Genomic DNA, 25,577 nt, shown 5'->3' with positions numbered 1-25,577 from the left:
TCAGCCCGCACGCCGAGATTGTTAGCAATCATCGGGGGACCAGCGTAGGGTGGTCTGTATGACTGTCAGCGCTAACGGACGCCGGATGCTTCGCATTGAAGCTAAGAACTCGCAGACCCCCATCGAGGCTAAGCCCCGCTGGATCCGCACCACCGCGAAGATGGGCCCCGAGTATCGGGACATGAAGAACCGCGTGACGGGCATGAGCCTGCACACCGTGTGCCAGGAGGCTGGCTGCCCGAATATCCACGAGTGCTGGGAGGACCGCGAGGCCTCCTTCCTCATCGGCGGCGACACCTGCTCCCGCCGTTGCGACTTCTGCCAGATTAAGTCCGGTAAGCCCACTCCCCTGGACCGCGACGAGCCGCGCCGTGTGGCGGAGTCCGTCCGCGAGATGGGCCTAAAGTACGCCACCGTCACGGGCGTGACCCGCGACGACCTGGACGACGAGGGCGCCTGGCTGTACGCGGAGGTCGTCCGCAAGATCCACGAGCTCAACCCAAACACGGGCGTGGAGAACCTCACCCCGGATTTCTCGAATAAGCCGGAGCTGCTGCAGATCGTGTTCGAGTCCCAGCCGGAGGTCTTCGCCCACAACCTGGAGACCGTGCCGCGCATCTTCAAGCGCATCCGCCCGGCCTTCAAGTACGAGCGCTCCCTGGAGGTCATCCGTGCGGCTCACGATTACGGGCTGATCACGAAGTCCAACCTGATCCTGGGCATGGGCGAGACCGAGGAGGAAGTCGTGGAGGCCATGCGTGACCTGCGCGAGGCGGGCACCGACATCCTCACGATTACCCAGTACCTGCGCCCGACCTCCATGCACCACCCGATCGAGCGTTGGGTGCGCCCGGAGGAGTTCGTGGCACACTCCGAGGCTGCTTATGACATGGGCTTCCCGGCTGTCATGTCCGGCCCGCTGGTTCGCTCCAGCTACCGTTCCGGCCGCCTGTACGCGCAGGCGATGCGCGCCCGTGGCCGGGAGATCCCGGAGAACCTCTCGCACCTCAATGAGAAGCTAGACGGCTCCACCCAGCAGGAGGCCACCAACCTGCTGGATAAGTACGGCGCTTCCGAGGAGACCCCGGTCGCTTACCGCTAGGGAAACCCAGCGATGTAGCGCTAAAGATAATCCTGCGGCGTACCGCTAGCGCGAGAAGCGTTGAGACGCGCGTAAGGCTTCGCCCCTTGCGCGCGTTTCTTTGTTTTTCGCTGCATGTTCTATCCTGGAGCACATGGCTAAGGACATCCGCGAGAAGGAAAACAAGAAGGCAGAAAAGGCCGCCAAGCGCGCCGCCCGCAAGGAGCAGCGCGGTCAGCTGTGGCAGGCCTTTAAGCTGCAGCGGCAGCGCGATAAGAAGCTGATCCCGCTGATGCTGGTGGGCTTTTTGGTGCCCGTCGTGCTTCTGCTTCTGCTTTCCACTGTGTTCGGCTGGTGGTGGCTGAACCTCATCGTGGGTATCCTGCTGGGCATCGCCGTGGCGGTGTGGGTGTTCACCCGCCGCCTGCAGAAGGGTGTCTACGAGCAGATCGAGGGCGAGGCCGGCGCTGCCGCCTGGACCCTGAACAACCTGCGCGACGGCGTGGGCATGAAGTGGATTGTCGAGCCGGGCATCGCGCAAAACACGAACCTGGATGCCGTCCACCGCGTCGTCGGCACCCCGGGCATCGTCCTGGTCGGTGAGGGTGATTCGAACCGTGTAAAGCAGATGATCGCCCGCGAGCGGAAGAAGATCGCCCGCATCGCTGGCAGTGCCCCGATCTACGACGTCGTCGTCGGCGACGGTGAGGGCGAAGTTCCGGTCCGTAAGCTGCAGAACCACCTGATGCGTCTGCCACGGAACATTAAGAAGAACGAGGTCGATGCGCTGAACTCCCGCATCGATTCGATTTCCCGCCTGCAGTCCCCGATGGCGAATATGCCGAAGGGTCCGCTGCCGAAGGGCGGACAGATGGCCGGCATGAACCGCCGCGCCCGCCGTGCTGCACAGCGTGGCAAGAAGTAAAACTTAAGATATTTTGCGCTCAACCGGCCGCACTCTGTGGCCGGTTTTTGCTTGGAGATTTGGGATTAATTTGTGGAATTAACGAACATCGGGATCGTCATGCTGATGAACATGCTCGGCGTGATGACCCCTGGACCAGACCTGTTCCTGGTGCTGCGGATGGCCTCCCGCTCGCGGAAGCATGCCTTCGCGGCGATCGGCGGGATCGTCACGGCCCTGATGTTCTGGTCGACGCTGGCCGTGACCGGCGCGAGCGCGCTGCTGAATAAGAAGCCGTGGATCCTGGATTATCTGCAGATCTTCGGTGGCCTGTGGTTGGGCTATATGGCCTTTAGCCTGCTGCAGCAGGTGCGGGAGTACTACCGCACGCGGGTGGGGGCGAACGCTGATCTGGTGATGCCCCCGGGCTTGGGCTCGCCGCGTGCTGCCTACCGCACGGGCGTGGCGACGAACCTCTCCAACCCGAAGGTCGTGCTGTACTTCACGGCGATTCTGGCGCCGTTCCTGCCGGTGGGCGCGCCGTGGTGGGTCTCTGTGGTCTATGTGGTCACCATCATGGCCTCGGCGGCGATTGTGTTCAGCCTGATCGCGCTGTTTGTGTCGACGCAGCGGGTGCAGTCGCGGTTGCTCTCCGTCTCCCACCTGATCGACTTGGGTGCGGGGCTGTTCTTCGCCGTGGTTTCGGTGACGTTGCTGTACAACGGCCTGACCGGCCTGTTGGGCTAGCGCTTCGGCGCCGGCGGTCTCGTTTCGCCGGGGCTCCCCCTCCTGGGTCCCGCAGCCAGCCCCTCTTTCTTGAGCTCCCCCGGTCGCTTTGCCCCTGTTTCTTGCGCCCCCGGTGGTTTTGCCCCTGTGGCCGCGCGGTCCGCGGCCCTGTTCCCCTTTTCGGGAGGGGCTAGCGGGTCTTGATGACGCCGGTTTGGGTCACGCGGTCGTGCAGCCCGCGGCCGTCGGTGTCCTGGACGACGGGCGGGAACATGAAGATGGTCAGCAGGATGCGCACGAAGGAGCGCCAGAGACCGACGCGCTGGGTGGCGTCGTCCAGGCGGGCGACACCGATGCCCATCACCGCGTGGCCTGGGGTCTGGGCCAGCAGCCAGACGGTGAGCAGGCGCATCAGCACGAAGACCAGCATGGTGAGGGTGGACAGGCCACCGAACTTGGTGGTCTGGGTGGTGATGAAGAACGCGATGCCCATGCTGAGGAACCAGTCGATGAGCAGCGCGATCATGCGGGGCATCAGCGGTGAGAGCGAGCCGGGACCGTCCTTGGGCAGGCCGATAGCCTCGCCCGGGTAGGAGCTGAGTTTGTTCGGGTCTTCGTTTTGGCCGGGCAGCTGGGGGCCCTCGAGCCAGGAGCGCTTCTGAGTCATGATGGTTTTGAGCCTATCCAAGCGCGGGGGTGGGAACAATTTCCCGCGCCCCTGCTGGGCTTATTAGGCTGCCCTGACCCGGCTGGAGTGAGGCTCGGCCCGGGACCGGGGTTAGCGGCTGATCACCTTCTTCGTGGTGCGCGGCTTGGCGCCCAAGAATTGGCGTTTGAAGTACTCGGAGACCGAGCTGGCCCACTGGCCGGCGCCTGGCTTTACTTGTCGCCCGGTGTTGGCCGCCCCTCCCCGTGCGCCAGGCGCCATGCCGCCGTAGAAGCCGCGGCCGCGTTGGTTGTTCTGCGCAGCGGCGGCCTGCTCGGCGTGCGGTGATGCCGTGGTCGAATAGCCGTGGCTGGTGCCGTGCATGCCCGTGTTCGGGGCCGTGTTGGGAGTGCCCGGCGCGCCGACACCGTGCAGCCCGCGGCCCGCCGCACCGTTGCGGAGGTTCTCCGGGTGTGCGGCTGGTAGTTCGGGGCGGACGACGGTGGCCCGTGGCGTTCTCCCCTGCCCGGTGGTGGCGTGGGTTCCGTAGCCGTGGTTGCGGCTACCGGTGCGTTCGCCGGTTGTTTCTGCCCCGCCGAGCCCCGGTGCGTTACGGAGGGCGGAATGCGCGCCGGTGCCGTGTGGAGCACTGCCTGCCCGTGGCACCGGCGCGTGTCCTGCGTTTGGCCGGTGTGCACCCGTCGTCGGCAGCGCGGGGCGAGCGGGCTGTGCTCCCCTCGCGCTCGGGCTCCCACCTGCACCGCGTTGGTTGGTTCCAGGCAGGGCGAGGCCCGGTGCGGCTGCGTTGGATGGAGCCCCGCCCGGCATGCCTGCTGTGTGGGCGGGGGCGTGCGCGGGCAGCTGCGCACCTGCCGGCGCCACGCCCGGACCCGCGGGTGCTGCGGTGTTAGCACCTGCCGGGGCGACGTGCTGCTGGCTGGCGGGGATGTGCTCCCCTGCCGCTGGGCTGGTGTTCCCGGCTGCTGGCGCGTTGGCGGCGGCGTTACCCCGACCTGCCTCCGTCACAGCGTCGGCGGTTTGTGCCCCGAGTTCTTGGACGTTGTTCGCAGCGGCGGGTGCGACGTTGCCGTTGATGCCCTGGAATGCCTCGGCGGGGCCGGCGGTGTTGAAGCTGGTGATGTTCACCCCGCCGCCCCCGTTGTGCCCGACGACGGGCACCCCGAAGTTGTGGACCGGTGGCTTGAGCAGCTCCAGCGAGGGCTGCAGGTGCGTGCTCACGAAGGTCGCTACCGCAGCTTTCCGGGCAGCCAACACCCCGGGCCCAGTCCCTGCCAGTGAGTTAGTGCTCAGCAGCCCTTGGAGATAAGTCAGGTTCGCTGCCCTCACCACTGGAAACTGGCTCGCAGATTCGGCCATGAGCGCAGCGTTGCCGGAGATGTTGTGGCCCCGCTTAACGAAGTCCTCCAGAGCATTCCGCACCTCATCGAAAGCTCTCCCCCTGTTGTTTCGGGCGAGGTCGCCGGAGATCGAGTGCAGGGTGTGCGCCGTGGCCTCCAAGCGGGTGGCTGCCTGCGACCATCTTTCTGCTGATGCCAGTGGTGCTGCATCCGAGCTGGTGAACATTCCGATCAGAACTTCAAGCTCGGTGCCTGCTTCCGCGACTGTCACGGGCGCCGTGTAGTTCAGGTTCTTGAATGGTTCGTTGTCTCGTGGCTGAAAACATTCAAAGCTGCCAACTCCAGCTGCGTGCTTCGCGACATCAAATTTGTCGAGCACCTTCGCGCTGGACTTATCCTGCTGATCGATCGCGAAGCCGAGGCTATCCAGCAGATCCATCGCCCACTGCAGGTCCGACTCGTATTTCTCCATGGCCTGCAGCACGTCCCCGGGCTGGCCGTTCCAGAACGTCTCGTGCTGAGCATAGGCCTTGGCCAACGAAGGAACCGTTGTGTAACTCTGCGTCCAAAACTCTATCTGGTCAGGGGTTGCCCTGTTGGCCAGTGTCGACGCGATCCCCTGCTTCGCACCGTCAATGTCTGCGATAGAAGCTTGCAAGTCCATTTATGACTCCCCCAAAACATTGTTGAGCACCTGCCAATAGAAGGCGCTATTTTTACAATTCGCTTCTCGCGATCTCACGTTCAAGTTTCCCGATTGGACATAGAGCCGGTGTTCATCCCGAAGGCGGGTTCCCCGAGCAACGCAGGCCACAGCTTCAGGGTTCGATGCGATGACTACAAGCGCAGATTCTCGAGACAACTGGTAGTCGGTCTCCCCCTGGTACACCTCGAGATCGCCCATCGGCGTTCCCAAAGAGGTGGCGATGGTATCCAGCTGTTCAGCCCTATCCACGCCGTAGTTCACATATGTGCAGCCATAGCGATAGTCGTAGTTGCTACCCAACCCCTCGTCATCCGTGTACCCCAGCTCGGCCATGCGCTCGCGCACCACCGGGCTGCAAATATCCGGCAAGCCCACGAAGTCCCCCTTCACCTGCCTCTGCTTCAACTTTGGGATGTCCACCGGCTCGCCCACGAAGCGCTGCGATTCCCACACCACATGCTCCCGGCGGCCGTAGGGCTCCTTCTCGAACCAGATGCCGTCGAAGCCCTCCGGCCTGGGCCAAGAAAGATCCATCCCACCGTTATTAGACAACCGCTCGCCCAGTTCGGTTCCCACGTAGTTCCCCGCGTCCACGATCGGCATCACCCCCGCAGCCTCCCGCCGCAGCTCGCCACCCGTGCCGGGCGCGAAACCCATCACCCCCGCCAACCCCAGAACCATGGCGATCACCACCACAACCCGCATAATCCCGCGGGGAGATCGGGTGGATTTGCGGGGGTTGACGTCGTAAAAAAAGCTGGTCACAGCGCCCCCTCGAAAACAACGACTTCCCACCCCACCCCGCAACCGGTGCCCCCTGCTGCGGGAACGAGGTAAAAGAAACAGTAACCCAGCGGCCACCGGCGTGGACGGGAAAAACGGAAAGTTCACCCCCGCGTTATCCCCGAGGGCAATACTCCGGATAACGGCGGGTAAAATATGACCCCAGCAACCCCCGAAAACACGACTACGAAGAGCGGAGTTTAGCGTGGCATTTGAAACACCCGAAGAGGTCGTGAAGTTCATCAAGGACGAGGACGTGGAGTTCGTCGACATCCGCTTCACGGACGTCCCTGGCACCGAACAGCACTTCAGCATCCCCGCAGAGGCTTTCGACGAGGACGCCATCGAGGAAGGCCTGGCCTTCGACGGTTCCTCCATCCGCGGATTCACCACCATCGACGAGTCCGACATGAACCTCCTGCCGGACCTGTCCACCGCGAAGATCGACCCCTTCCGCGAGGCGAAGACGCTGAACATTAAGTTCTTCGTCCACGACCCGTTCACCCGCGAGCCGTTCAGCCGCGACCCGCGCAATGTGGCGCGTAAGGCGGAGCAGTACCTGGCGTCCACCGGTATTGCGGATACCTGCTTCTTCGGCGCGGAGGCGGAGTTCTACCTCTTCGACTCGGTGCGCTACCGCGTGGAGGGCCACGAGGCGTTCTACAGCATGGATTCGGATTCCGGCTGGTGGAACCGCGACCAGGAATTCGACCTGGATGGGTCCCGCAACCTGGGCTACAAGACCCGCCCGAAGGGTGGCTACTTCCCGGTCGCGCCGTACGACCGCTACCAGGACCTGCGCGACGAGATGAGCAAGGAGCTCATGAAGGCGGGCTTCACCCTGGAGCGCCTGCACCACGAGGTGGGCTCTGGCGGTCAGCAGGAGATCAACTACAAGTTCGACACGCTGCTGGCCGCGGCGGATGACATCCAGACCTTCAAGTACATCATCCGCAACGTGGCGTGGCGGAACGGGAAGTCCGCGACCTTCATGCCGAAGCCGCTGGCCGGCGATAACGGTTCGGGTATGCACGCGCACCAGTCCCTGTGGAAGGACGGCGAGCCGCTGTTCCACGACGAGAACGGTTACGCAGGGCTGTCTGATACCGCCCGCTACTACATCGGCGGCATCCTGGAGCACGCTGGCGCGGTGCTGGCGTTCACCAACCCGACGCTGAACTCCTACCACCGTCTGGTGCCGGGTTTCGAGGCTCCGATCAACCTGGTGTACTCGCAGCGCAACCGTTCCGCTGCGGTGCGTATCCCGATCACGGGCTCGAACCCGAAGGCGAAGCGCATTGAGTTCCGTGCGCCGGACCCGAGCGGTAACCCGTACCTCGGCTTTGCCGCGATGATGCTGGCTGGCCTGGATGGCATCAAGAACCGCATCGAGCCGCACGAGCCGGTGGATAAGGACCTCTACGAGCTGCCGCCGGAGGAGGCGAAGAGCATCCCGCAGGCGCCGACCTCCCTGGAGGGCGCGCTGAAGGCCCTGGAGGATGACAACGAGTTCCTCACCGAGGGTGGCGTGTTCACCGACGACCTGATCGACACATACATCCGCTACAAGGTGGATAACGAGATCATGCCGTCTCGCCTGCGCCCGACTCCGCTGGAGTTCGAGATGTACTACGACTGCTAGTTGCTGTTGTAGCGGGAGGCCCGGGAGCGTGATGCTTCCGGGCCTTAAGCTGCTGGGAGAGCCACCTAGTGGAGCTCCGCTAGCTAGTGGCGCTCCGCCAACTCCGCGAAGATTGCCGTGTTGAAGTTGAACGCCCGCTCCGCCTCCGTCAGCAAGGTCGCGCGCTGATCATTATTCAGCGCCAGACCATCCACCCGCTCGCGGTATCCGTTGCGGTACGGCGGGATCTTTCCGATCGCGCTGAAGTCGTAGAAGTTCAGCGCCCCAGCCGGAATCCCGTAATGGGAGCGCAGCATCGCAGCGATCACCTGCCCGCCGGAAATATCGCCCAGGTAGCGGACATAATGATGCGCCACCACTTCCACAGGTTTACCCGCGATCTCTTCCAACCGCGCCACATAAGCGGCGGTTGCTGGCAGGGCCTGGATCTTCTCACGCCAGTCCTCGCCGATAAACAGCTCTAGGTCCGCCTCCAGTGCGTCACGACGCTCAAGCCGTGGGTCCGCTACCGCACCGGCGATCGGGCTGTTGGCTACGCTGCGGGCAGCGTTTTCGAGGGCGTCGTAAACAAACCACAGCTGGCCGGCAAGATCGGCCGCAGCGGCTTCGGTGAGCTGCCCACTGAGCAGGCGCTGCATGAAGGAGGAGTTTTCCGCCCTCGCGTGGACTGCCGCGGTCGCGTCACGCAATGCAGCAGACAATGGTTTATCGATGGTGGTGGTCAAGGTTCTTCTCCAAGGTTTAATCGGACATATTGGAATAGGAATTTAAGGGTAGCCACACCTTAGTTGGAGACGTGTAGGGTGTCCCGACCTGCGGGAAAGTATTTTCTCCACCGCTGCCTCCTATTCCTAAGATGTGGCAACCCTCGTTATTGACGGGGCGATGCCAACCGTCCGCCGCTATCACGCGGCCCGTCGTTGTAGCTCTAAACTTTCAGCGTTGTGCCTGAGTATTTAACGGCTCGGCAATTAGCGCTGGAAGAAAGAACGAATGTTGTCGAGAGCACCAGACTTCACGACTGCCTGCCACAGGATGCCGAACATCCCGCCGATGGCTACAGCTCCGAGGAAGTAGTTCCAGAAGTTCTTGAACTTCGAGATGGCGGAGGACCCGGTGTCCTTGTCACCCTGGCCGTCCTTATCCTTATCCGGCTTCGGGGTCTCTGGCCCCTTCGGGTTCTCCGGCTCGGTCGGCTTCGGGGCCTCCGGGGTCGTGGTCTCCGGCTCCTTCGGCTTCTCCGGCGCAGGCGGGGTCGGGGTCTCCGGCCCCTTCGGGTTCTCCGGGGTCGTGGTCTCCGGGGTCGTGGTCTCCGGGGTCTCCGGCTCCTTCTTCTCGCAGGAGACCTTGAGGGTCACCTTCGCCCCATCCACCTCTGGGTTGTAGTTAGGGCCATACATACCCATGAACAGGAAGTCGACGCCCTCGACAGCACCAGCTTCATCCGTGCCCGGCTGGGGCACATAGGTCACGTCGCTCGCATCGAGGGTGAGGGTGTCACCCTCCTTCTTCCACTGCGCCTTACCGTGACCGAAGGCACCCTCACCGGTGCGCTTGTTTTCCTCAGTGCGGTCGTCTGCGGTGTATTCGTGCATGGCCTTACCTTCGACGAAGTAGGCCTCGTACTCGGAACCGAGCTGGGCCTTGTCCCCGTCGGTCTGGACGAATGGGTTGATCATCTTCGAGTACAGCGCGCCGTGGTGACCAGTGAAGGTGACTGAGGAATCCTTGGCCCTAATCTTCGAAGCGGTGACGTTGCCGTTCTCGTCTACCGTCACCGTGGAGGTTGCCGGGTCGACGTCGAAACCGAAGGTGAAGTCCTTGGCGTTCGGTTCCCCGTTTTCGTTCACCGGGCCGGCGGTCTCCCAGGTCCCCTGGGCGATACGGCCCTTGATGTACTTACGCCAGGACTGCTTGACGCCCCAGTCGAAGGAGCCGGATTCAATGGTGCAGGTTTCTGCTTCTGCCGCGGACGCCTGCGGCACGGTGATCGCGGTAGCTGCGATGGCGGTCACCAGGATTCTTTTAAGCATGGAATTCCTCCAGTTGATGTGAGAAAAGTGGATTGATGGTGGGCGTGGCACGTTGTGGCTGCACCTGCAGCCCGTTGACGGAGATCGGCCACCCGTACACCTCGGACAAGGTGTGATCGGTGAAAACCTCCGCCACACGCCCTTGAGCTGCTAACCCCCCACATGAGACGCACACAATGTGATCGCAATATGAGGCTGCCGCGTTCAGGTCGTGGAGTACGACGAGTGCGGCGACTCCGGCTTCCCGGGCGAGGGATTTCACGGTCCCCAGGAGCTGTTCTTGGTGACGGATGTCGAGGGCCGCAGTCGGCTCATCCAAGAGAACAATCGGCGTGTTTTGGGCAAGCACGCGGGCAAACGCCACCCGCGCACGTTCCCCACCGGACAAGGTGCTGATGTCACGTCCCGCGAGGTGGGCGACGTCCGCGGCCTCCAGGGCGGCGTCGATGAGCTGCTCGTCAAGGTCCGCATGCGGGGTTCCGCGCCAGGGGCGGCGCCCCATGGCGACGACGTCACGGACCAGGAATTCGAAGGACACCGCGACGTCCTGAAGCATCACCGCACGTGTCCGAGCGAGGTCCAGAGGTGGGGCCTTCGGTGACAGTCCGCCGACGCTGATCTCGCCGGTGTAGTCCATGTCCCCCGCCACCGCGGCGAGCACCGTGGACTTGCCAGCACCGTTCGGGCCGATCAGCCCAGTGACTTCACCTGGCTTGGCAGTAAAGGATACGGAGTCGACAAGGGTGCGCTCCCCGACTGTGACGGTGAGGTTGTCAACGCTGAGCATCAGTGCACCCCTTTCCGCATCATGCGACGCAAAAGAATGAAGAATGTTGGTCCGCCAACCAGGGCGGTGAAAATGCCGATCGGCAGGTCCGCGAAGGGAATCAGGGTTCGTGCTGCCACGTCCGCGAAGCCGATAAGCACCGCGCCCCCGAGCGCAGAGGCCGGGATGAGGATGCTGTTTTCCGGCCCAACGATGCTGCGCAGTAGGTGGGGAACGATGAGGCCGACGAAGCCGATGAGGCCGGCGAAGGCCACCGCCGCGGCGGTGAGCACCGCGGAGGCAATGATCGCCACGATGCGTAGCACGGGAACGTTCACACCGGTGTGCGCTGCGGCGCGTTCGCCGAGCGCGAGAATGTCCAGCTGCTTACCCAGGCGCAGCGCCACGGCGATGCCGAGGATCACGACGGGTAGAACCACCCAGACGTGCTTCCACTGCGAGCCGTTGAAGGAGCCCATCTGCCAGAAGATGATCGCTTCTCGGTTCGCGGTCGGTGCGAGGTACACCATGAAAGCGATCACGGCATTGCACACCGCGTTGATGGCGATGCCGGTGAGGATCAGGTGGACCACCGTCACACGCCCGTTGTGACGAGCGAATTGGTAGATGATGAAGGTCACCACGAGCGCGCTGACGAAGGCGAGTGCTGGAACGGTGAAGGTTCCCAGGAAGGAGACGTTGAAGACGATCGCCACCGCGGCACCCACACCTGCGCCGGAGGTCACTCCGATGATGGAGGGTTCCGCTAGTGGGTTGGCGAAGATCGCTTGCATCAGCGTTCCCGCAACTCCCAGGGCGGCGCCCACGAGGAGCCCCAGCACCAGGCGTGGCAGGCGAATGTTCCAGACCACGCTGGCGGTGAGGGACTCCTGGCCGGGGCCAAGGGTCAGGATGGGTACCAGGTCACGGATCGTGATGTAGTACTGCCCGAGGATGATGGAGACCAGTGCGGCCAGGATGACGAGTACTCCTAGACCCACGAATACCCATCTGCGCTGTGTGCGGCGGCGGGCGAAGATCTCGCTAGGCGTTGTTTGGGTCATAGACAGCCTTTGCGAGCTTGACCAGCGTCTGGCCGGTCATGGGACCGAAGGCCAGCGACTGGCCGTCGGGGATCGTAACGATTCTTTGCTTCTGACCAGCGATGGTCTGTTTGACGCCGGGGCGTTCCAGCAGGCCGTCGATGCCGCCGGTGGACTTCAGGCCATCGGTCATCATGATGATGACCTCCGGGTTGATGCGGGCAAGTGCTTCGGCGTTGGCAGGCTCGGCGTAGGAGAGTTTGTGCTCTGCTGCGAGGTCCACCCCACCGATGCCTTCGATGAGGTCCTCGGCGCCGGTGCCTTCACCCATGATGAAGAACACGCCACCGTTGCCGCGGGCGTAGAGGAAGGCCATGCGCATCGGGTCCTCGGGAACGATGTTTTTGATGGCTTCCTTCGCCTCGTCGATTTCCTCGATGGAGCGCTCGGCCAGGGTTTGTGCCTCATCCGACAACCCCACGGTCTCGCCCAGGGTGGTGATGTCCTCCCCCACCGAGTCGATTGTGCGCTGTGGCTCCATGACGACGGTGGTCACGCCCGCATCCCGGATCTGGTCGATCGCGTCGCGAGGTCCGATGGAGTGGTCAACGATGACGAGGGTCGGCTTGAGCTCCAGGACTGCCTCGACGTTGATGTTGTGGCCGCCTTCGGTCACGACCGGAAGGTCGGCCAGGTTTGGTTCCGTGGAAGAGACGGTGCGGCCCACGATGTTGTCCGCCAGGCCCAAGCCGGTCAGTGTCTTGGTGTACGTCCCGTAGATGTCCAGCGCGAGGATCCGGGAGGTGTCGTCGACGGTGACGTCGTAGCCATCGGCGTCGGTGAGCTCGACGGGGAGGGCTGGCTGTGCGTTATCAGTCACCGGCTCGATGTCGGCGAAGTCGCTGACCTCGGTGACCCCTTCGAAGGAGCGGGGGTCGGAGAGGTTTTCGGGGTCCGGGAGTTGGTCGGTGTAGCTGCCCTGCACCCCGCAGGCGGTGAGTCCCACGACGCACAACAGTGGGACGAGTAAACGTAGAAGGAGTTTCACGACAATCTTTCTAGGAGTTGTTCATGATGAGTCGGCTCGTGGAGCCACCGGCGATGACCAGCGCGGCGATGAACAGGAGGAGGTAGGTGGCTGGGTCGTCTGCCGTGCTGCCGTTCGGGCCGTTAGCGGACTTGATCTTGAACTTCTTCGAGCCGTCTTCGTAGCCCTGCTCGGAGTCGCCGGCGAGCGCTTCTTCGATGGCTGCGTCGTTGACGCCACCGCCGCTCGCGGAAGCGAAGTCACCGCCGCCTGCTCCCCCGCTGGCGCCGCCACCGGCGACGTCGCCGCAGTCAGCGTTGCCGCCGAGGGTTGCGCGGAAGCTCAGTGGGTCCAGCTGGGTGCCGGGCTCGTAGAACTCGGCGAAGGCCTTGGATCCCACGTCGGAGAGGGAGACGGAGGCTTCACCGGAGGCAGAATCGGCGCCGACGTTGAGGGAGCTGAAGTTCAGGTTGGCGATGACGGTGCGGCCAAAGTTCTTCTTCTGGCCCTCCATGTTGGAGGAGCGAACGTCGGCGATCAGCTTGCCGGTCTTGCCGTTGAAGGTGATCTCCAGATTGGCGATGTTCAGGTCGAGCTTGCCGTGGTGGCCGTGGAATTGGATGCTTCCGCCGTAGCGGATGGAGCCTGCGCCGTCCTTGACTGCACCGGAGTTACCGGAGAACTGGAAGCGGCCGTTGTTGTAGCCAACGCCCGAGAGCTGCCACTTGCCCTGTGCGATGGAGCCGGTGATGTAGGACTGGAAGGACTTCTTCACGCCCCACTGCGCGGTGGCTTGGGTGACGCCGGTGGCCTGGCAGGATGCGTCGCTGCCGCCGGACGCGCCCCCGGAGGACGTACCGCCCGCGCTGGTAGCCCCGAAGCCCGAGCCCCCGGCGGTGGAGGCCCCTGCGCCGGCGCCGGTCCCGCCGGTTCCCGAGGTGCCGAAGTCTGTGCCAGAGTCGGAAGCGCCGGAGTCGGAGGTGAAGTTACCGGACGGTGAACCCCCGGAGTTCGAGTTTCCGGTGCCGGAGTTGGAGTTCCCGCGGTTGCGGAAGGATTCCAGCTCATCCAGGAATGCCTGGGTGTTGCCCATGAAGGTGGTGATGCCGTTCATGGTGTCGTTGGTCTCGGAGAGGATGTCCATGGCTTCCTTGTTGAAGCCGGTGAAGTTGCCCGAGATGGAGTTCAGCTGGCGCTGCGAGCCCGATCCGCCGCCAGCGGAACCGCCACCTGCGCAGGAGCCGTCCAGCGCGATGGTTCCCGAGGATGGGTCGAGGGCCTCGCCCTGGTTGTAGAAGCCGGTGAAGAGCTTGACTCCGCCGGAGGTCAGGGACGTGGATCCTGCCAGATTGACCTTCTTGGCGCCGGACTTGACGGGCTCCTGAAGGCGGATGGTGGCGATGACCTCGTCGTCGCCCTGGATTCGCTGACCGCGGCTGTAGTTGCTCCGGTTGAGCTCGTAGGACACGTAATCGACGGAGATCTTCGCCTGGTTGCCGGAGGCGGTGACCTTGAAGTCGGACATCGTCATGTCGAGGACGCCGTCGTGCCCCTTGAAGTTCAGGGTGCCCTGGAACGGGACAGTGACGGTGTCGCCGGAGGCCTGTGGCGAGCTGGCCTTGAAGACGAACGCGCCGTTGCCCGTTTCGTTTCCGGTAAAGCCGATGCCGCTAGCACCCCAGCCACCGCGGGCGATTTTTCCCTTGATGTAGCTGCGGAAGGATTGCTTAATTCCCCAGTTCCAGGTGCAGGACGTGTCTGCCTGGGCGACCGGGACGGTGTGGAGAAGTGGTGCTGCGCCGAGTGCGAGAGGGGTGGCGATCATGACGCTGACTGCTGAGCGCCAGAGATTTCGAGTCATGTCAGAAACCTTGTTTTATCCGGTGAATTCTGTAGGCTAGGCTTGCCTTAGTTAGGGAATCCTTCCCTTAAATTGTGTATTTGTCAATAACTGCATTGGAAGAGAGAAAAAGCGTGCACAGCTACCCCCAAACAGATGTCTTCAGAAGCATCTACCCGGATGTGGATCCCGCCCAGAATTTCCCACCTACGCTGGGAGAACGCACTTCCCTAGCGCTTGCTGTGGGCATTTTTATGTTCGGTGGCGTGCGGGGGGATCTGATCATCGCGGGGGCTGGACTGGTGTTTGTGGTGGGCTGCGTATGGGCGCTCTCACGGAAGGCGCCGAGGCGGATTCGCGCTGAGGCGCGCAGCCGCTTCCCCCAGCAACCGTGGGTGGAGCAGCCCAGCCCGCTGGTGCCGGTGGCGTGGTTCGCGCTCGCGGTGGTGGCACTGTTGGCGTGGTGGCTGACCCCTGAGAAGTTCTTGGTGTGGAGCGCGGCCGCGGTGGCCATCGTTGCGGCTGTGGTGACGTGGTTCCTGCCGGTTATCCAACGCCGACGTGCGGAAGGCGACGAGGAGCTGGAGCTGTTCGAGGGGCTGGACGGGGCATTCTAGGGGCTGAGTTTCGGCTGGACTGGCTGGCTGATGGGGCCCGTTTTGGGCCGTGGCGTGTCACTTTTCGCGCGTTTTCTGGCACGGCACAGCCCAAAAGCGCGCCCCTGCCCCGGCGGACCGCGCTCCTCCCCTATCCCGGCCCCAATCCCGTGGGTAGGTGAGCCCTTTTAGCGAGCCTCTGCTCCAGCAAGGGCAGCAAGCAGTGTGCTGATTTCGCCGTTGAGGATGGCGGTGTGCCACACCTGATTGCCCATCATCTTTGCGAAGTCCTGGTAGAGCACCAAGCACGCCAGCGCCTCTTCCGCAGTGATGTCACTGCTATCCGTCCCAGCCAGGAACTGCTGCAGCGTGCACCCGCCAATCTTCTCGCTCGGGTTCTCCACCTCGTGCTGAGCCACGGCCTGCGCAAGGTTCTGGATCTCATCGGACATTTCCGACTGCGAGAGGCTCGTCCCGGCAAATTCATCGATGAGCGGGCGCAGAGCTACCAGATCCGCATAGGGGGAAGGTTCAGCCACATTATCGACCTCAGCGGACTGACCCTTCGCCTCTTCGGGGCGCATGTAGAACAAGATCTCATCAGGGTCGTAGCCAATGGCCTGGGACACCTTACGCAGCAGCGCGATCTTCGCGTTCGTTGAAGTCGAGGTGAAGACTGCCAGCGCCGGGTCGATCATTCGCCATCGTTGGTCCTCATCGGTCAGCGCCCGAACGTCGCTCGTCTCTAGATGGACGTTATCCTCCGCCATGTTGAGCACGCCCTCGCGGTTGTATTCGAGAAGGTTACGCATGGTCTTTTCAACCACATCTGCCCAGGTGCGTACGGCACTCTTCGTGCCTTCGATTTCAACCGCGACGATTTTGCGCCCGACGAAGCTACGGTCCATTCCCATCGGTTCGAATGGGATGACCTCCTTCTCCGGCTCGAAGTTCGTTTTCGGAGACAGCCAGAGCTCAAGTGCACGGTCGGCCAGCAGCTTGCCCCGGGTTTCCAGTTGTTCCAAACCCCAGCGCTCTTGGGTCTTGACATAGCTATTCAGCTGATAGGGCGACTGCTTAAACCCGTCCTCCATCGTGAGCTTTTCCCGGAAGGAGCGGTTCGAGTACTCCGAGTTATAACCCGTGATCGTGAGGTTAGCGAGGCGGTTAACCCAGACTGAGTGAATCTCCTCATAATCCGGGCCAAGGTCCTCACGCCATTGCTTGGTGAGGGTCTGCGGCATGATGTGCTCGATTGTGAGATCGTTCGACGCGATGCCACCAGCGATGTCGCGAACGTCCTTCGAGGAGCCCTGCTCGAGTACGTCGAAGAAGTAGCTCCGGTACTTGTTCATCGCATAGAAGTTCCTGGTCTGGAAACCTTCCCAGAATTCACTATCGCTTGGGAATCGCCCGCCGCCTTGGCGGTTGAGCAGGACGTACGCCAGGATCTCGCTATATGGCTCCTCGTTCTTACGCAGCTTCTTAATGTCCCCGTAGGCGCCAGCGAAGATCTTGTTCAACGCATTAGTACCAAGGTTGGCGACCACTCGGCGGAAGATATAGCTTTCGACGATAGCCATGATGGACTCAAAGTCGCTCGCATCGATCACGCCGTTTTTGTAGTCACGGTATGTCAGCCACAGCAGCGGCTTGGATATCCCGCCGAAAACGAGGTTGGCACTGCGCAGACGGCGATCGATTTTCTTATTTCCTGTGGCTACGGTCGCGAGCTCCCGCGCATACACGGAGAAGTCGTGCAGCTCTTCAGCGAGCTTCCGCGAGCTCTGGCCACTCTTCTTCGCGTAGTTTTTGAAGGCCTCGTACACATCCGCCCGGTTAGGGGTCTTCGAGGTCTGGGCGACGAGGAACCAGCGGATGAATTCGTCCGTGGCATAGTCCACGTTCTTTTCCATCTCGTTCCAGTACTTCTCGTAAACATCGTTCTGCTCGCGCTGCGAGAGGTCCATGAGGATGAAGTTTCGGATCTTGTCCGATTCCTTCAAAGCCAGGCCGGTGGAGTTGAGTGACTCGAAGATGCGCTGCGGGTTGTCTTGCTTTTCCAGGTCGAGAAGCATGACCTCGAGGTTGGAGATACCGTCGTCCCACAGGGTTTTGGCATCGAAAGACGTTTTGCGAAGCCGGTCACGGAAGTAGCGGTAGTTCGAGGTGATCTTGGACTTCTCGTTGAAGTGTTCCTCTGGGCCGAAGAGCCGCGCATAGGAGTCGCGGTCATCCTTCACCGGTTTGAGCTTGAATTTCTGGCCGCTCCCTTCGTTGAACTCCAGGTAGTTGCGCATGAGCTGACCGGCAAGGTCCTTGTCGCCTGCCTCAATGTCGCCGGCTTCGATGGCGTGGACGAGCGCAAGCATCAGCAGGCTGACGGTGGTCATACGCTGCTGACCGTCAATCACAACCCAGGTGAATGAGTCCTCTGGGTTACCCACAACGGCGCCGAAGAAGTGCTTGGGGCGATTGGACTCAATCATGTCCTCGATGTCGTCAAAGAGCTTCTCGCACTGTTTCGTGGTCCAGTCGTAGTTGCGCTGGTAAACGGGGATAACAAGCTTCTTGTCTGTCCCGTCGAAGGCCTTGTAGATGTCGACGACGTTGCCCTTCATTGGATGCAGCAGCTCCCTTTGCGTGGTGGGTGGTGATGTTTGTCGGGATTCTAACAGCCAGGGTTCTCTGCGCCCGGCTTCCGGCGGTCTAGGGTCTGTTGGGGTGGTGCCCGCTGAAAGTGCGAGCGCTTGCACCCTATATGCCCTCGGGCTCATCGGTCGCACCGCATGTAATTGCGGAGATGACACCCCGGGTGAGCTCTCCACCGTGACCAGCCATTGGCCTCGCCACGTTGCACGCAGCCATCTCGCACAAAATACAGAGTCCGGAGAAACCTCATGGTGTTCGGAAGCATTGCCGACTGCCTGGGGATACGAGGTTCAGACTGCAGTTCAGGGGTCTAACCAATTCCGAGTTGTGCGGTACCTTCTACCTCAGAAAACCCGGCACTCCACCTCGTACTGCCCAGAGTTCGTACGGGACTGCAGCCGCAACTTTTGGGAGCAAAGAATGTGTAGCCCTCCGCACACCTACGAAACGCTACCCAAGATTTTTCGGCCTGTATATCTGCGGGAGATTGCGCGGGAGGACATGGTGTGGTTCGGCATGGTTGTCAACGCGCTGGCTGCAAACGGAATAGCTCAGTCTTTAACGCGGCGCATGGAGGAGACGGTTCTGGGCATGCCCGAGTTAGTGGTTAGCGGTGATGGCATGCGTATCCACATTATTGATGGGACTCTACGTACCGACCATGCCGTCGAGCTGGTGAGCACCGGGCGTGATGGTCGCGTGGTCCTTCCCACGCCACTGGATCCCAACCCGAAGAAAGCCACTACCAGGAGCATTCCTGGGCAGCCACGGCTAAAGCGAAATGGCGAAGGCAACGATACCGGTTACAAGGAAAGCCCCGTAGAACGGCCAGATCGCCCAGGTTGTCACTACCGAGCAATGCTCGAGGAGAGAGCTCTTACGAGTATCGCCCGGCTTCTTGAAGTTAAGCGAGTACCGTGGCACATCACTGTCACCAATCGCAATCCGCTCATAGAGATCGCGGTACTTCCGTTCAGTTCGCAGGTATCCGATGTCGAGAATCCCGAATACTACTGTCGCAACTATGCCAAGAACTGCAACAGCGACGGACGATTGTGTGAACGCATACCCGTAGGTTGCGGTCGCAACTGGTAGGAACCAGCTCTTCGCGTTTGCTGAGGACTGAGCCATGCGTGTGATGATGTCCTGAGCAAAAGATAGATGCTGTCGCTTGTCCTCTGCGTCAACTGTAGGGCCTGGTAGGACTGTGTTCGCGCGGAGCTTGGCAAGCACACGATCCTTGTCCTCATCTGAGTAATTCGACTCCGGTGGCCAAATCTCACCGACTGGATCGTCTTTCCATCGTGGCAGAACGTGTACGTGGACGTGCGGCACACTCTGGCTGGCAGCCTCGCCGTTAGACTGGATGATGTTGATGCCCTCCGGCTGGCATGCTTCTTGAAGGCTCTGGGCCATTGCCTTTGCCACGCTCATCACATGGGATACCTCGCCGGTAGTCAGATCCGAGAAATGCTCGACGTGACGACGTGGGACCACCATGCAATGGCCCAGCACGGCGGGTTCGGTTGGGAAGAACACAATCGCTGAATCGTCACGGGCAATCTCGCGTACAGCAGCGTCTTTCCCCTGAACGATCGAGCAAAATGGGCAGAGGTTCACTACGCCTGCCTTACGCGTCCTTGAGAGCTCCAAGAGCGCAGATGGTCCACAAGATTTTGGTAGGTTGCTTTCGAATCGATATCTCCCAATACGCCGCTTACTGTGGGATCAAAAATCGGGAGTCCTGGATTACGCCCCTCAAAGCCAGATATTTGCGTGAATGGATCAGGGCCGATGGTGTCGACTGTCCCCATAGAAGAAAGCCCATGGATGCGAATACCGAGCAGCGGCTTCCTGGCATTCCAGGCCTTTTGGATTTCGTACCGCACCCAAGGTCGCGATGCGGTCTCTCGCCCGATGAGGACAATAACAGCAGCTTTGTACTTCATCTGCTCGTCAATCCAGTTAGCGATTACTGAGGAACCACGCGCTCGAACTGATTCCCACTCTTGGGCATTGAGGATCGGCTGGCCCTCAATGAGCCCCATCTGTCTAATAAGTTGCACGCGGTTGACATCACGTTCGTAATGGAAACTGTAGAACACGGCCATGTCGTTGCTGCCTTTCTGTTGGGATTATTGCGCTACGACCTGTTTGATCATGGTGACGATGTCGTCGCGTTTGAGTTGCGGGGCGAAGTGGACGGAGACGTTCTCATTACTGATCGACTCGAAGAACTTCCGAGCGGCCTTGATCCGTAGCTGCTCGGTCTCGCGCAGGTCTGCCTTAGAGTCGACGTCCTTGGTTTCAACGATGAAGTTCAGCGACATTTTGCCATCCGCGGTCTTGAGCACGTACATGAAGTCCGGGCTGGTAGTTCCACCGAAATAGACGGGCACCTGGATCGATTTACGCGGGATCTTGCCATAGACAACGACCTCGTCGAGAACAGAGTCACGGATCGTGGTCTGTTCCTTCGGGGAGTCGTAGACGAACGCGTCGTAGAGGAACTTCTCTGGAACCTCGGAGGTGGTGTCACGGTAGATACCGACGTTTCCTTGCGCAATAGTCTTCAGCGGTTGACCGTCAGGGTCGGTCAGCGCGGTGGCTCCCAGTGGCCCGTCGATCCGAGTGTAGGAGAATCGTTTGACATATTCGCGCTGCATCCAGCCATGGAACTGCGCAACGAACTCACCGAGTGTGGCCTTGTTGAAGAAATCGCTGGGAAGCTTCTTCTTCGCGTTGCGTCGCACCAAGCCAGCGTGAATCTCGCTGATGGGTAGATAGGTTTGGGTGTAGGCCAGTCTCAGCCACTGTCCATAGGGCATCGACCCGTCAACGGCGTAGGTTTCCTTCGTTGACGAGATGGTCGTCAGCGCCCCGTCCTCACCGGTCGTGAGCAGGTCTTGGGTAAACTTACCGGTTTGTGCCTTGTAGATACCCTCGTTCAGAATCTCGTCGATACAGGTACTGATTTCGGCAGGCGTAAGATCGTCGAGTTTGAGATAGTACTTGGCGTTGACTGCTTCCCATAGTTGCTTGAGCTCGGAGTAGCGATTCTTGCGGATGCCGACTCGGGCCTTCTTTTTGTCGGTGACAACTCTGCCAGGCTTGAGCTTGCCTTCCGCGAATTGCGGATATAGCTCATAGAGCGCCTCGGCCTTGCCTTCGATCAGGTTTTTATCGCTATCAACCAGACCTTTTTGGAGTAGTTCAATAAACAGCTCGGTCTCATCCCTACCGACATGGGCAGCCACACGCGGCAACAGCTCCTTAACCGAAGGTGCCTGGCCGCCGGCGTCCGCGTTGATTTCGCTCACAAGGCTGTTGGCGAAGGATTCCTCGGTGTAATCGATGAGGTAGGTCAGCCGGAAGTCTTCGTCTGAAAGGCGACTGCCGGTGACATCAACGGGCAGGCGCAGACCGCGTCCGACCTCCTGGAGTTTGGAGATTTCCGAGCCCGATGAGCGTAATTTCACGATCTGGAAGACGTTGGGGTTATCCCAGCCCTCGCGTAGCGTCCACTTCGAGAACACGAACCGCATCGTGTTCGGAGACCCATCCGCTTTCGTGAATGACAGCATCGATTGCTTATCGCGCAGAATTAGGTCCACCTCGGCCTGGATCGCCTCATCAGTGGAAGCATTATCCGCAGAGAAGTACCCACCGTTAGTTGCCGACACATCGGCTAGCGAAGCTTTCAAGTATGCGACATAGTCTTTGGCGACCTGTGAGGACTTTTCCTCGTATTCGGCGATGACCTTCTTGAGCTTGGCAGCCAACAGTTCCTCGAACCGAGTGCGTAGGTGGCCGGGGCCGTCCTCACCACGGTATGACGCGATCGAATCAATGAAAAACAGTGTCAAAGTTTTAACTCGGGTGGCGCGCCGGTAGTTCTCCCACTCGGTTTCGAAATGGTTGTCTAAGGCACGAGCCATCATTAGCTCTTGATAGGTCTGCGAATACACGCCAGCCACCACGGTGTCGCCCTTGCCAAGGATCTGGCCGTTGGACAGGCTCACCCCGGACTTGATCGCAGGATTCTCCGTCTTCCCCACCGCCTCGATCGTGATGCCCGCGAACGCTGCATCAGCTTCAGCTAACGAGCCGCCCAACCCCACCGTCAAGGTCTTAGACGTGTCAAGGTTGGTAAACGTAGCCTGTTTGGGCTTGCGAGCCGACAAGCTTGTCAATTTCAATCTCGTGGAGTTTTGACCATCGTCCTCCGGGTACTGCACAGCCACGCCCTTCACGAGTTGTTCGTTGAATGCCTCGACCGCACCAAGGTTGAACACCAGATTGTTGTAATCGATGTGGCTGGTCGTGTCATTTTTCGGGAAGGTCGCACCAAACCTGACCACGGCTTGGGGCTGGAGCTGGTCAATGATCGTTTGGTAGGCCTTGTTCTCACGGCGGAACCGATGTGGCTCATCAATAATCACCACCGGACGAGTCGCTGCCAACGCCTCATACGGCTGGCTTGACATCCCCAGCACGGTCTGGTCATAGATAGCACCCATCGTCGCTTTCGAACGCAGCATGCTGTCAGTCATCAACAACGCGTGCACACGACCCTTGGTTAGTCGAGATGCCGACACGAAATTCGAAACCGCGCTAGGGAAGAGCTTCCGTCCCTTCGAACGCTTCTGTGGATCAAGAACATCCAGATCGAGCTTAATGCTGCCACCATAGGTGTCATCGAAATAGTTACGCGCATAGCCTGACGTGATGAATGATCTGGTGCCCAGCTTGATCGCCGTCGACGGCACCACAATGATGAACTTGGTAAACCCGTAAAGCCTGTTGAGCTCGTACATCATCTGTGTGTAGACCAGCGTCTTACCCGTGCCGGTCTCCATCTTTACGTCGATACCGAGCACCCCATCATCTACGCGGCCCCGCCAACCACGTGGAATAGCAGGTACGCCCTCGACTGCACCATTCTGTAGTTCAGAAATGTTATGTGCCAGCTGTGCATCAGCAAGATCGAAGGTCGGGTTAGCTTCCATCAATCCGCCAGAGTCAAAATTCACGCCATGAAAAACACGGGTAATGGCTGTCAGTGCCCGCTGTTGGTGTTCAAGAGTCTGTAGCCTGATCTGCATCGCCTTACAGCCTCTCAATCACAGACACGGTACGACCAGACTTCAGCACCGAGAGGTTCTTCTTCAACTCGTGCATCACACCAAACGTGACCGAGTACCCAAACACCACAATACGAGAAACCGTAAGATCCCCATTCTCAAGAAGGCGTATAAGTTCTACCACATCATCACTCGTCAAACCTGGCGAAATAATATAAGCAGAATCACCACACACGTCCAGCTCGTAACCAACCAAGGTAATCTTCCGCGCCCGGGCAGTCAGACCGTGACCATCCTCCACCAGCCACGTTGCCAGCACCGTGTCATGCCCAGGTGTACCGTTCAGATCGAACTTCGAAACATAATCAGCAGCCAGCAATGAAGCGCCCTGCTCCGGCTCAAACGTCAGTAGATCGTCAAGAACCCCACCAGACGGCTCGTTTAGCCTATACAGTTTAAAACCATAGTCGATATCCGCATCCGTCTCCTCTTTGATCTTTGCTGCCGCCCGCGTGATCCGTTCACGACCGACTGAGTCAATCGTGCGATAACCAGCTTTGTAAGCTACTGAGGATTCTCCGGTGGGTTCATCCAGCTGAATAGAAATGAAACGCCGTTTAATTTCGTCATCCACGTTCAGTTCAAGCGCTGCATGAGCAGAGGTCGATGATCCAGCAAAGAAATCCATAAAGAAATCACCATCGTTAACCTCCACCGATCCCAAAAGCGTCCTCAGTAGCGCAGTTGGTTTTGGGTACGAGAAGACACTCTTGCCACCCATCAACCTCTCGAGCTCGACTCCTCCATCGCTTTTAGTCGATTGAATTGATCGCAAAAGCAAAGTGCTTAGCTCATCTAGATAACTAATCGAACTTGGCTGTATTGACTCGTCTTTGCCAAACCAGATGTTTCCAGTGCGATAGCTGCCGTCGTGAAGCTTTTCGACGGATTTGTAACGCCCCTGCTCAAATCCTGCAGCAGTGCAAAACGTTTCATATTTCCAGCGCCATCCACGATCCGGTATCGGCACCGGTCGTCCTGTTATTGGATGCAATACTTCGTACTGGGGGCCAAACGTATCACCGTTCGGCCAGCTCATGTTGATCTTTCCCCAGAGTCTGTAATTCTCGTCCAAAGAGTTATATAACGTGATCCCGCGATCGAGTTGATTTTTCTCATAGTAGAGCTTGATCCGACGCTCTGCCTCCGAGAGATCGACAGCAGATCGCTTAAGCTTCTGAGTCAGATCGAATACCCCTTCAAGCCCTTCTTTTCGCATCGTAAAGGATTGTCGGAACCTAGCATTGCGCGTGTAGATCAGAACATATTCATGAATACTGCCAACGCCTTTACTATTCTTTGGAATTCGCTTATTCCACACAAGCGACTCGATAAAGTTTTCTTCGCCGAGCACTTCGTCACAAACCATACGCAGATTTGCGTGTTCATTATTGTCGATACTGATGAAGATGACACCGTCGTCTGCTAAGAGCTCTTTGCCTAGTTGGAGGCGCGGGTACATGAAGGTGAGCCATGCTGAGTGTGACGACTTGCCACGTAAATCAAGGACTCGCTCGGCTTCATCCTCGGTGAGTCCGACTTTTTCAACGAGTTGGGGCGCGGTGAAGCCGAAGTCGTCGTTGTAGACGAATCCGTCCGAGCCTGTGTTGTAGGGCGGGTCAATGTAGATGCACTTGATCTTGCCCGCATATGAGCCGAGCAGATGCTTAAGTGCGTCGAGGTTGTCACCGACGATATAGAGGTTCTCGGAGTCCGCATTTTCAGGTTTTGAGTTGTGCTCAAGGTCGGGCACAACCACGGTCTCTGTCTTGGTTGACGTGAGGTACTTGGCGTAGGACTTGCCGAGGAACTTCATTTCGTAACCCTCGCGGGTGAGATCGACGTCCCCGCCTTGGAGTGCCTGTTGGAGGCGGTCGATCATGAAGTTGCCGTTGCTATCGAAGTACTCGGGTAGCGCAGTGCGGAGCCGATCAAGTTCAAAATCATTGGGCTTGACAGTCTCGTTGTGGTCACTGATATTTCGGATCATTTCGTTGGTTCCTTGGCTATTTCGCGGATGTCGTTGATGTCTACTGCCAACGCCTCACATACTCGGACGAGGACTGCGATGGTGGCGTTGCCGTCTTTGCTCATCTTGGCAATGGTGGCCGCTGAGAGGCCGGTGGCCATGCGTAGTCTTTGGTCATGTTTCGGTCGATAAGAAGTTTCCGCAGAGGTTCGAACATGCTGAACACTTTGTTTCTGCTCCTTCTACGGTCTGATCGTCTGGCTCGGTATGCCAGATGAAGCTATAAAGCGCTTCAACATCATCGTCGAGATGACTGACTCGGGCGCCGGCGACGATCTTCCTGGCTTCATGCCATAGACCTTAGTGGCACCGAAGGAGAAGAACACATGCTTGGGTTCGTTCGCGCCGCTGTTCAGACTTGTGGTGTTGCCGTAGGCCTCGAGCCGCGTCGTCACCGGCGCGAACGCGATGGTCTTGATGATCGCGAGTCGTGGATCAGGAAGGTCAACGGAGGCTTCGCAGCCCGGTGAAGGCACCACTACCGTCAGGCTTGCGAGCCGCAACCAATGGTTTATCCAGCAGGGCAAGATGCGACTCGTCGTCACGAGAGAATCGACTTGCCAAGTCCCGCCATGAGGCACCCAGTTTGGTCAGCCCCGCT

At 60.0% G+C, this 25,577-nt stretch carries 21 protein-coding genes; 5 read left to right on the top strand and 16 right to left on the bottom strand.

What is annotated here, in order from left to right:
- Positions 1-58: 58 nt before the first annotated feature.
- From lipA to QP997_RS07285, 3 genes are all read left to right on the top strand, one after another.
- Entirely contained in the window at positions 59-1,102 is a 1,044-nt protein-coding gene (lipA, locus tag QP997_RS07295) for a lipoyl synthase (RefSeq protein ID WP_012360497.1), read from the top strand.
- 133 nt (positions 1,103-1,235) lie between these two features.
- On the top strand, positions 1,236-2,006 hold the full coding sequence (locus QP997_RS07290) for a DUF4191 domain-containing protein (protein WP_148792461.1): 771 nt from the start codon (positions 1,236-1,238) through the stop codon (positions 2,004-2,006).
- A gap of 72 nt (positions 2,007-2,078) precedes the next feature.
- Positions 2,079-2,732 (top strand): LysE family translocator, encoded by a 654-nt coding sequence (locus tag QP997_RS07285; protein ID WP_284846712.1) that lies wholly within the window; start codon positions 2,079-2,081, stop codon positions 2,730-2,732.
- A gap of 169 nt (positions 2,733-2,901) precedes the next feature.
- Here QP997_RS07285 and QP997_RS07280 read toward each other — a convergent pair whose 3' ends face one another.
- The 3 genes from QP997_RS07280 to QP997_RS07270 form a co-directional block, all read right to left on the bottom strand.
- Positions 2,902-3,378: an RDD family protein gene (locus QP997_RS07280; protein WP_187441041.1), complete on the bottom strand. Its 477-nt coding sequence runs from the start codon at positions 3,376-3,378 to the stop codon at positions 2,902-2,904.
- A 111-nt stretch (positions 3,379-3,489) separates the two neighbouring features.
- Positions 3,490-5,253: a hypothetical protein gene (locus tag QP997_RS07275; protein ID WP_284846711.1), complete on the bottom strand. Its 1,764-nt coding sequence runs from the start codon at positions 5,251-5,253 to the stop codon at positions 3,490-3,492.
- Between the two features lie 126 nt (positions 5,254-5,379).
- The gene (locus tag QP997_RS07270) at positions 5,380-6,186 is read right to left on the bottom strand and encodes a hypothetical protein (RefSeq protein ID WP_284846710.1); all 807 of its coding nucleotides are present in this window, start codon (positions 6,184-6,186) and stop codon (positions 5,380-5,382) included.
- 223 nt (positions 6,187-6,409) lie between these two features.
- Here QP997_RS07270 and glnA point away from each other — a divergent pair, with 223 nt between their 5' ends.
- Complete coding sequence (gene glnA, locus QP997_RS07265) at positions 6,410-7,846, top strand: type I glutamate--ammonia ligase (RefSeq protein WP_015381717.1); 1,437 nt, start codon at positions 6,410-6,412, stop codon at positions 7,844-7,846.
- Positions 7,847-7,929: 83 nt separating this feature from the next.
- Here the strand turns inward: glnA and QP997_RS07260 are convergent, their stop codons facing one another.
- The 6 genes from QP997_RS07260 to QP997_RS07235 all read right to left on the bottom strand — a co-directional run bounded on the left by QP997_RS07260 (position 7,930) and on the right by QP997_RS07235 (position 14,576).
- Positions 7,930-8,571 (bottom strand): biliverdin-producing heme oxygenase, encoded by a 642-nt coding sequence (locus QP997_RS07260; protein WP_284846709.1) that lies wholly within the window; start codon positions 8,569-8,571, stop codon positions 7,930-7,932.
- Between the two features lie 246 nt (positions 8,572-8,817).
- Entirely contained in the window at positions 8,818-9,879 is a 1,062-nt protein-coding gene (locus QP997_RS07255; protein ID WP_284846708.1) for an HtaA domain-containing protein, read from the bottom strand.
- Positions 9,872-10,666, bottom strand: coding sequence for a heme ABC transporter ATP-binding protein (locus QP997_RS07250; protein ID WP_284846707.1), 795 nt, complete (start codon positions 10,664-10,666; stop codon positions 9,872-9,874). Before QP997_RS07250 ends, QP997_RS07255 begins: the two co-directional genes overlap by 8 nt.
- On the bottom strand, positions 10,666-11,709 hold the full coding sequence (locus QP997_RS07245) for a FecCD family ABC transporter permease (RefSeq protein ID WP_070757752.1): 1,044 nt from the start codon (positions 11,707-11,709) through the stop codon (positions 10,666-10,668). The genes QP997_RS07250 and QP997_RS07245 overlap by 1 nt, the downstream gene beginning before the upstream one ends.
- Complete coding sequence (locus QP997_RS07240; protein WP_070761574.1) at positions 11,690-12,736, bottom strand: heme/hemin ABC transporter substrate-binding protein; 1,047 nt, start codon at positions 12,734-12,736, stop codon at positions 11,690-11,692. The genes QP997_RS07245 and QP997_RS07240 overlap by 20 nt, the downstream gene beginning before the upstream one ends.
- 10 nt (positions 12,737-12,746) lie before the next feature.
- Positions 12,747-14,576 (bottom strand): HtaA domain-containing protein, encoded by a 1,830-nt coding sequence (locus QP997_RS07235; protein WP_070761575.1) that lies wholly within the window; start codon positions 14,574-14,576, stop codon positions 12,747-12,749.
- Between the two features lie 221 nt (positions 14,577-14,797).
- Between QP997_RS07235 and QP997_RS07230 the strand changes: the two genes are divergently transcribed.
- Positions 14,798-15,172 (top strand): hypothetical protein, encoded by a 375-nt coding sequence (locus tag QP997_RS07230; RefSeq protein WP_284846706.1) that lies wholly within the window; start codon positions 14,798-14,800, stop codon positions 15,170-15,172.
- A 167-nt stretch (positions 15,173-15,339) separates the two neighbouring features.
- Here QP997_RS07230 and QP997_RS07225 read toward each other — a convergent pair whose 3' ends face one another.
- From QP997_RS07225 to QP997_RS07195, 7 genes are all read right to left on the bottom strand, one after another.
- A complete protein-coding gene (locus QP997_RS07225) occupies positions 15,340-17,772 on the bottom strand; it encodes a DUF262 domain-containing protein (protein WP_284846705.1) in 2,433 nt (810 codons plus the stop codon).
- An 802-nt stretch (positions 17,773-18,574) separates the two neighbouring features.
- A complete protein-coding gene (locus tag QP997_RS07220) occupies positions 18,575-19,423 on the bottom strand; it encodes an HIT family protein (protein WP_284846704.1) in 849 nt (282 codons plus the stop codon).
- On the bottom strand, positions 19,423-19,914 hold the full coding sequence (locus tag QP997_RS07215) for a TIR domain-containing protein (RefSeq protein WP_284846703.1): 492 nt from the start codon (positions 19,912-19,914) through the stop codon (positions 19,423-19,425). The genes QP997_RS07220 and QP997_RS07215 overlap by 1 nt, the downstream gene beginning before the upstream one ends.
- Positions 19,915-19,938: 24 nt before the next feature.
- Positions 19,939-22,908 carry a type III restriction-modification system endonuclease gene (locus QP997_RS07210; protein WP_284846702.1) on the bottom strand — a complete coding sequence of 990 codons (2,970 nt, stop codon included), beginning with the start codon at positions 22,906-22,908 and terminating at the stop codon, positions 19,939-19,941.
- Positions 22,909-22,912: 4 nt separating this feature from the next.
- Positions 22,913-24,937 carry a site-specific DNA-methyltransferase gene (locus tag QP997_RS07205; protein WP_284846701.1) on the bottom strand — a complete coding sequence of 675 codons (2,025 nt, stop codon included), beginning with the start codon at positions 24,935-24,937 and terminating at the stop codon, positions 22,913-22,915.
- A complete protein-coding gene (locus QP997_RS07200) occupies positions 24,934-25,077 on the bottom strand; it encodes a helix-turn-helix domain-containing protein (RefSeq protein ID WP_284846700.1) in 144 nt (47 codons plus the stop codon). Before QP997_RS07200 ends, QP997_RS07205 begins: the two co-directional genes overlap by 4 nt.
- A gap of 81 nt (positions 25,078-25,158) precedes the next feature.
- Positions 25,159-25,521 carry a hypothetical protein gene (locus tag QP997_RS07195; protein WP_284846699.1) on the bottom strand — a complete coding sequence of 121 codons (363 nt, stop codon included), beginning with the start codon at positions 25,519-25,521 and terminating at the stop codon, positions 25,159-25,161.
- Positions 25,522-25,577 lie beyond the last annotated feature (56 nt).

It is taken from the genome of Corynebacterium sp. MSK039 (assembly GCF_030232315.1).
GTDB lineage: Bacteria > Actinomycetota > Actinomycetes > Mycobacteriales > Mycobacteriaceae > Corynebacterium.
Note: the sequence above shows the minus strand (reverse complement) of the source record. Positions and strands in the feature narration are given on the sequence as shown.

What these genes read in the sequence shown, in the direction of transcription:
- lipA (WP_012360497.1), top strand. Translation starts at nt 59, where the DNA reads ATGACTGTCAGCGCTAACGGACGCCGGATGCTTCGCATTGAAGCTAAG.
- QP997_RS07290 (WP_148792461.1), top strand. Translation starts at nt 1,236, where the DNA reads ATGGCTAAGGACATCCGCGAGAAGGAAAACAAGAAGGCAGAAAAGGCC.
- QP997_RS07280 (WP_187441041.1), bottom strand. Translation starts at nt 3,378, where the DNA reads ATGACTCAGAAGCGCTCCTGGCTCGAGGGCCCCCAGCTGCCCGGCCAA.
- QP997_RS07255 (WP_284846708.1), bottom strand. Translation starts at nt 9,879, where the DNA reads ATGCTTAAAAGAATCCTGGTGACCGCCATCGCAGCTACCGCGATCACC.
- QP997_RS07250 (WP_284846707.1), bottom strand. Translation starts at nt 10,666, where the DNA reads ATGCTCAGCGTTGACAACCTCACCGTCACAGTCGGGGAGCGCACCCTT.
- QP997_RS07245 (WP_070757752.1), bottom strand. Translation starts at nt 11,709, where the DNA reads ATGACCCAAACAACGCCTAGCGAGATCTTCGCCCGCCGCCGCACACAG.
- QP997_RS07235 (WP_070761575.1), bottom strand. Translation starts at nt 14,576, where the DNA reads ATGACTCGAAATCTCTGGCGCTCAGCAGTCAGCGTCATGATCGCCACC.
- QP997_RS07225 (WP_284846705.1), bottom strand. Translation starts at nt 17,772, where the DNA reads ATGAAGGGCAACGTCGTCGACATCTACAAGGCCTTCGACGGGACAGAC.
- QP997_RS07215 (WP_284846703.1), bottom strand. Translation starts at nt 19,914, where the DNA reads ATGGCCGTGTTCTACAGTTTCCATTACGAACGTGATGTCAACCGCGTG.
- QP997_RS07210 (WP_284846702.1), bottom strand. Translation starts at nt 22,908, where the DNA reads ATGCAGATCAGGCTACAGACTCTTGAACACCAACAGCGGGCACTGACA.
- QP997_RS07205 (WP_284846701.1), bottom strand. Translation starts at nt 24,937, where the DNA reads ATGATCCGAAATATCAGTGACCACAACGAGACTGTCAAGCCCAATGAT.
- QP997_RS07200 (WP_284846700.1), bottom strand. Translation starts at nt 25,077, where the DNA reads ATGGCCACCGGCCTCTCAGCGGCCACCATTGCCAAGATGAGCAAAGAC.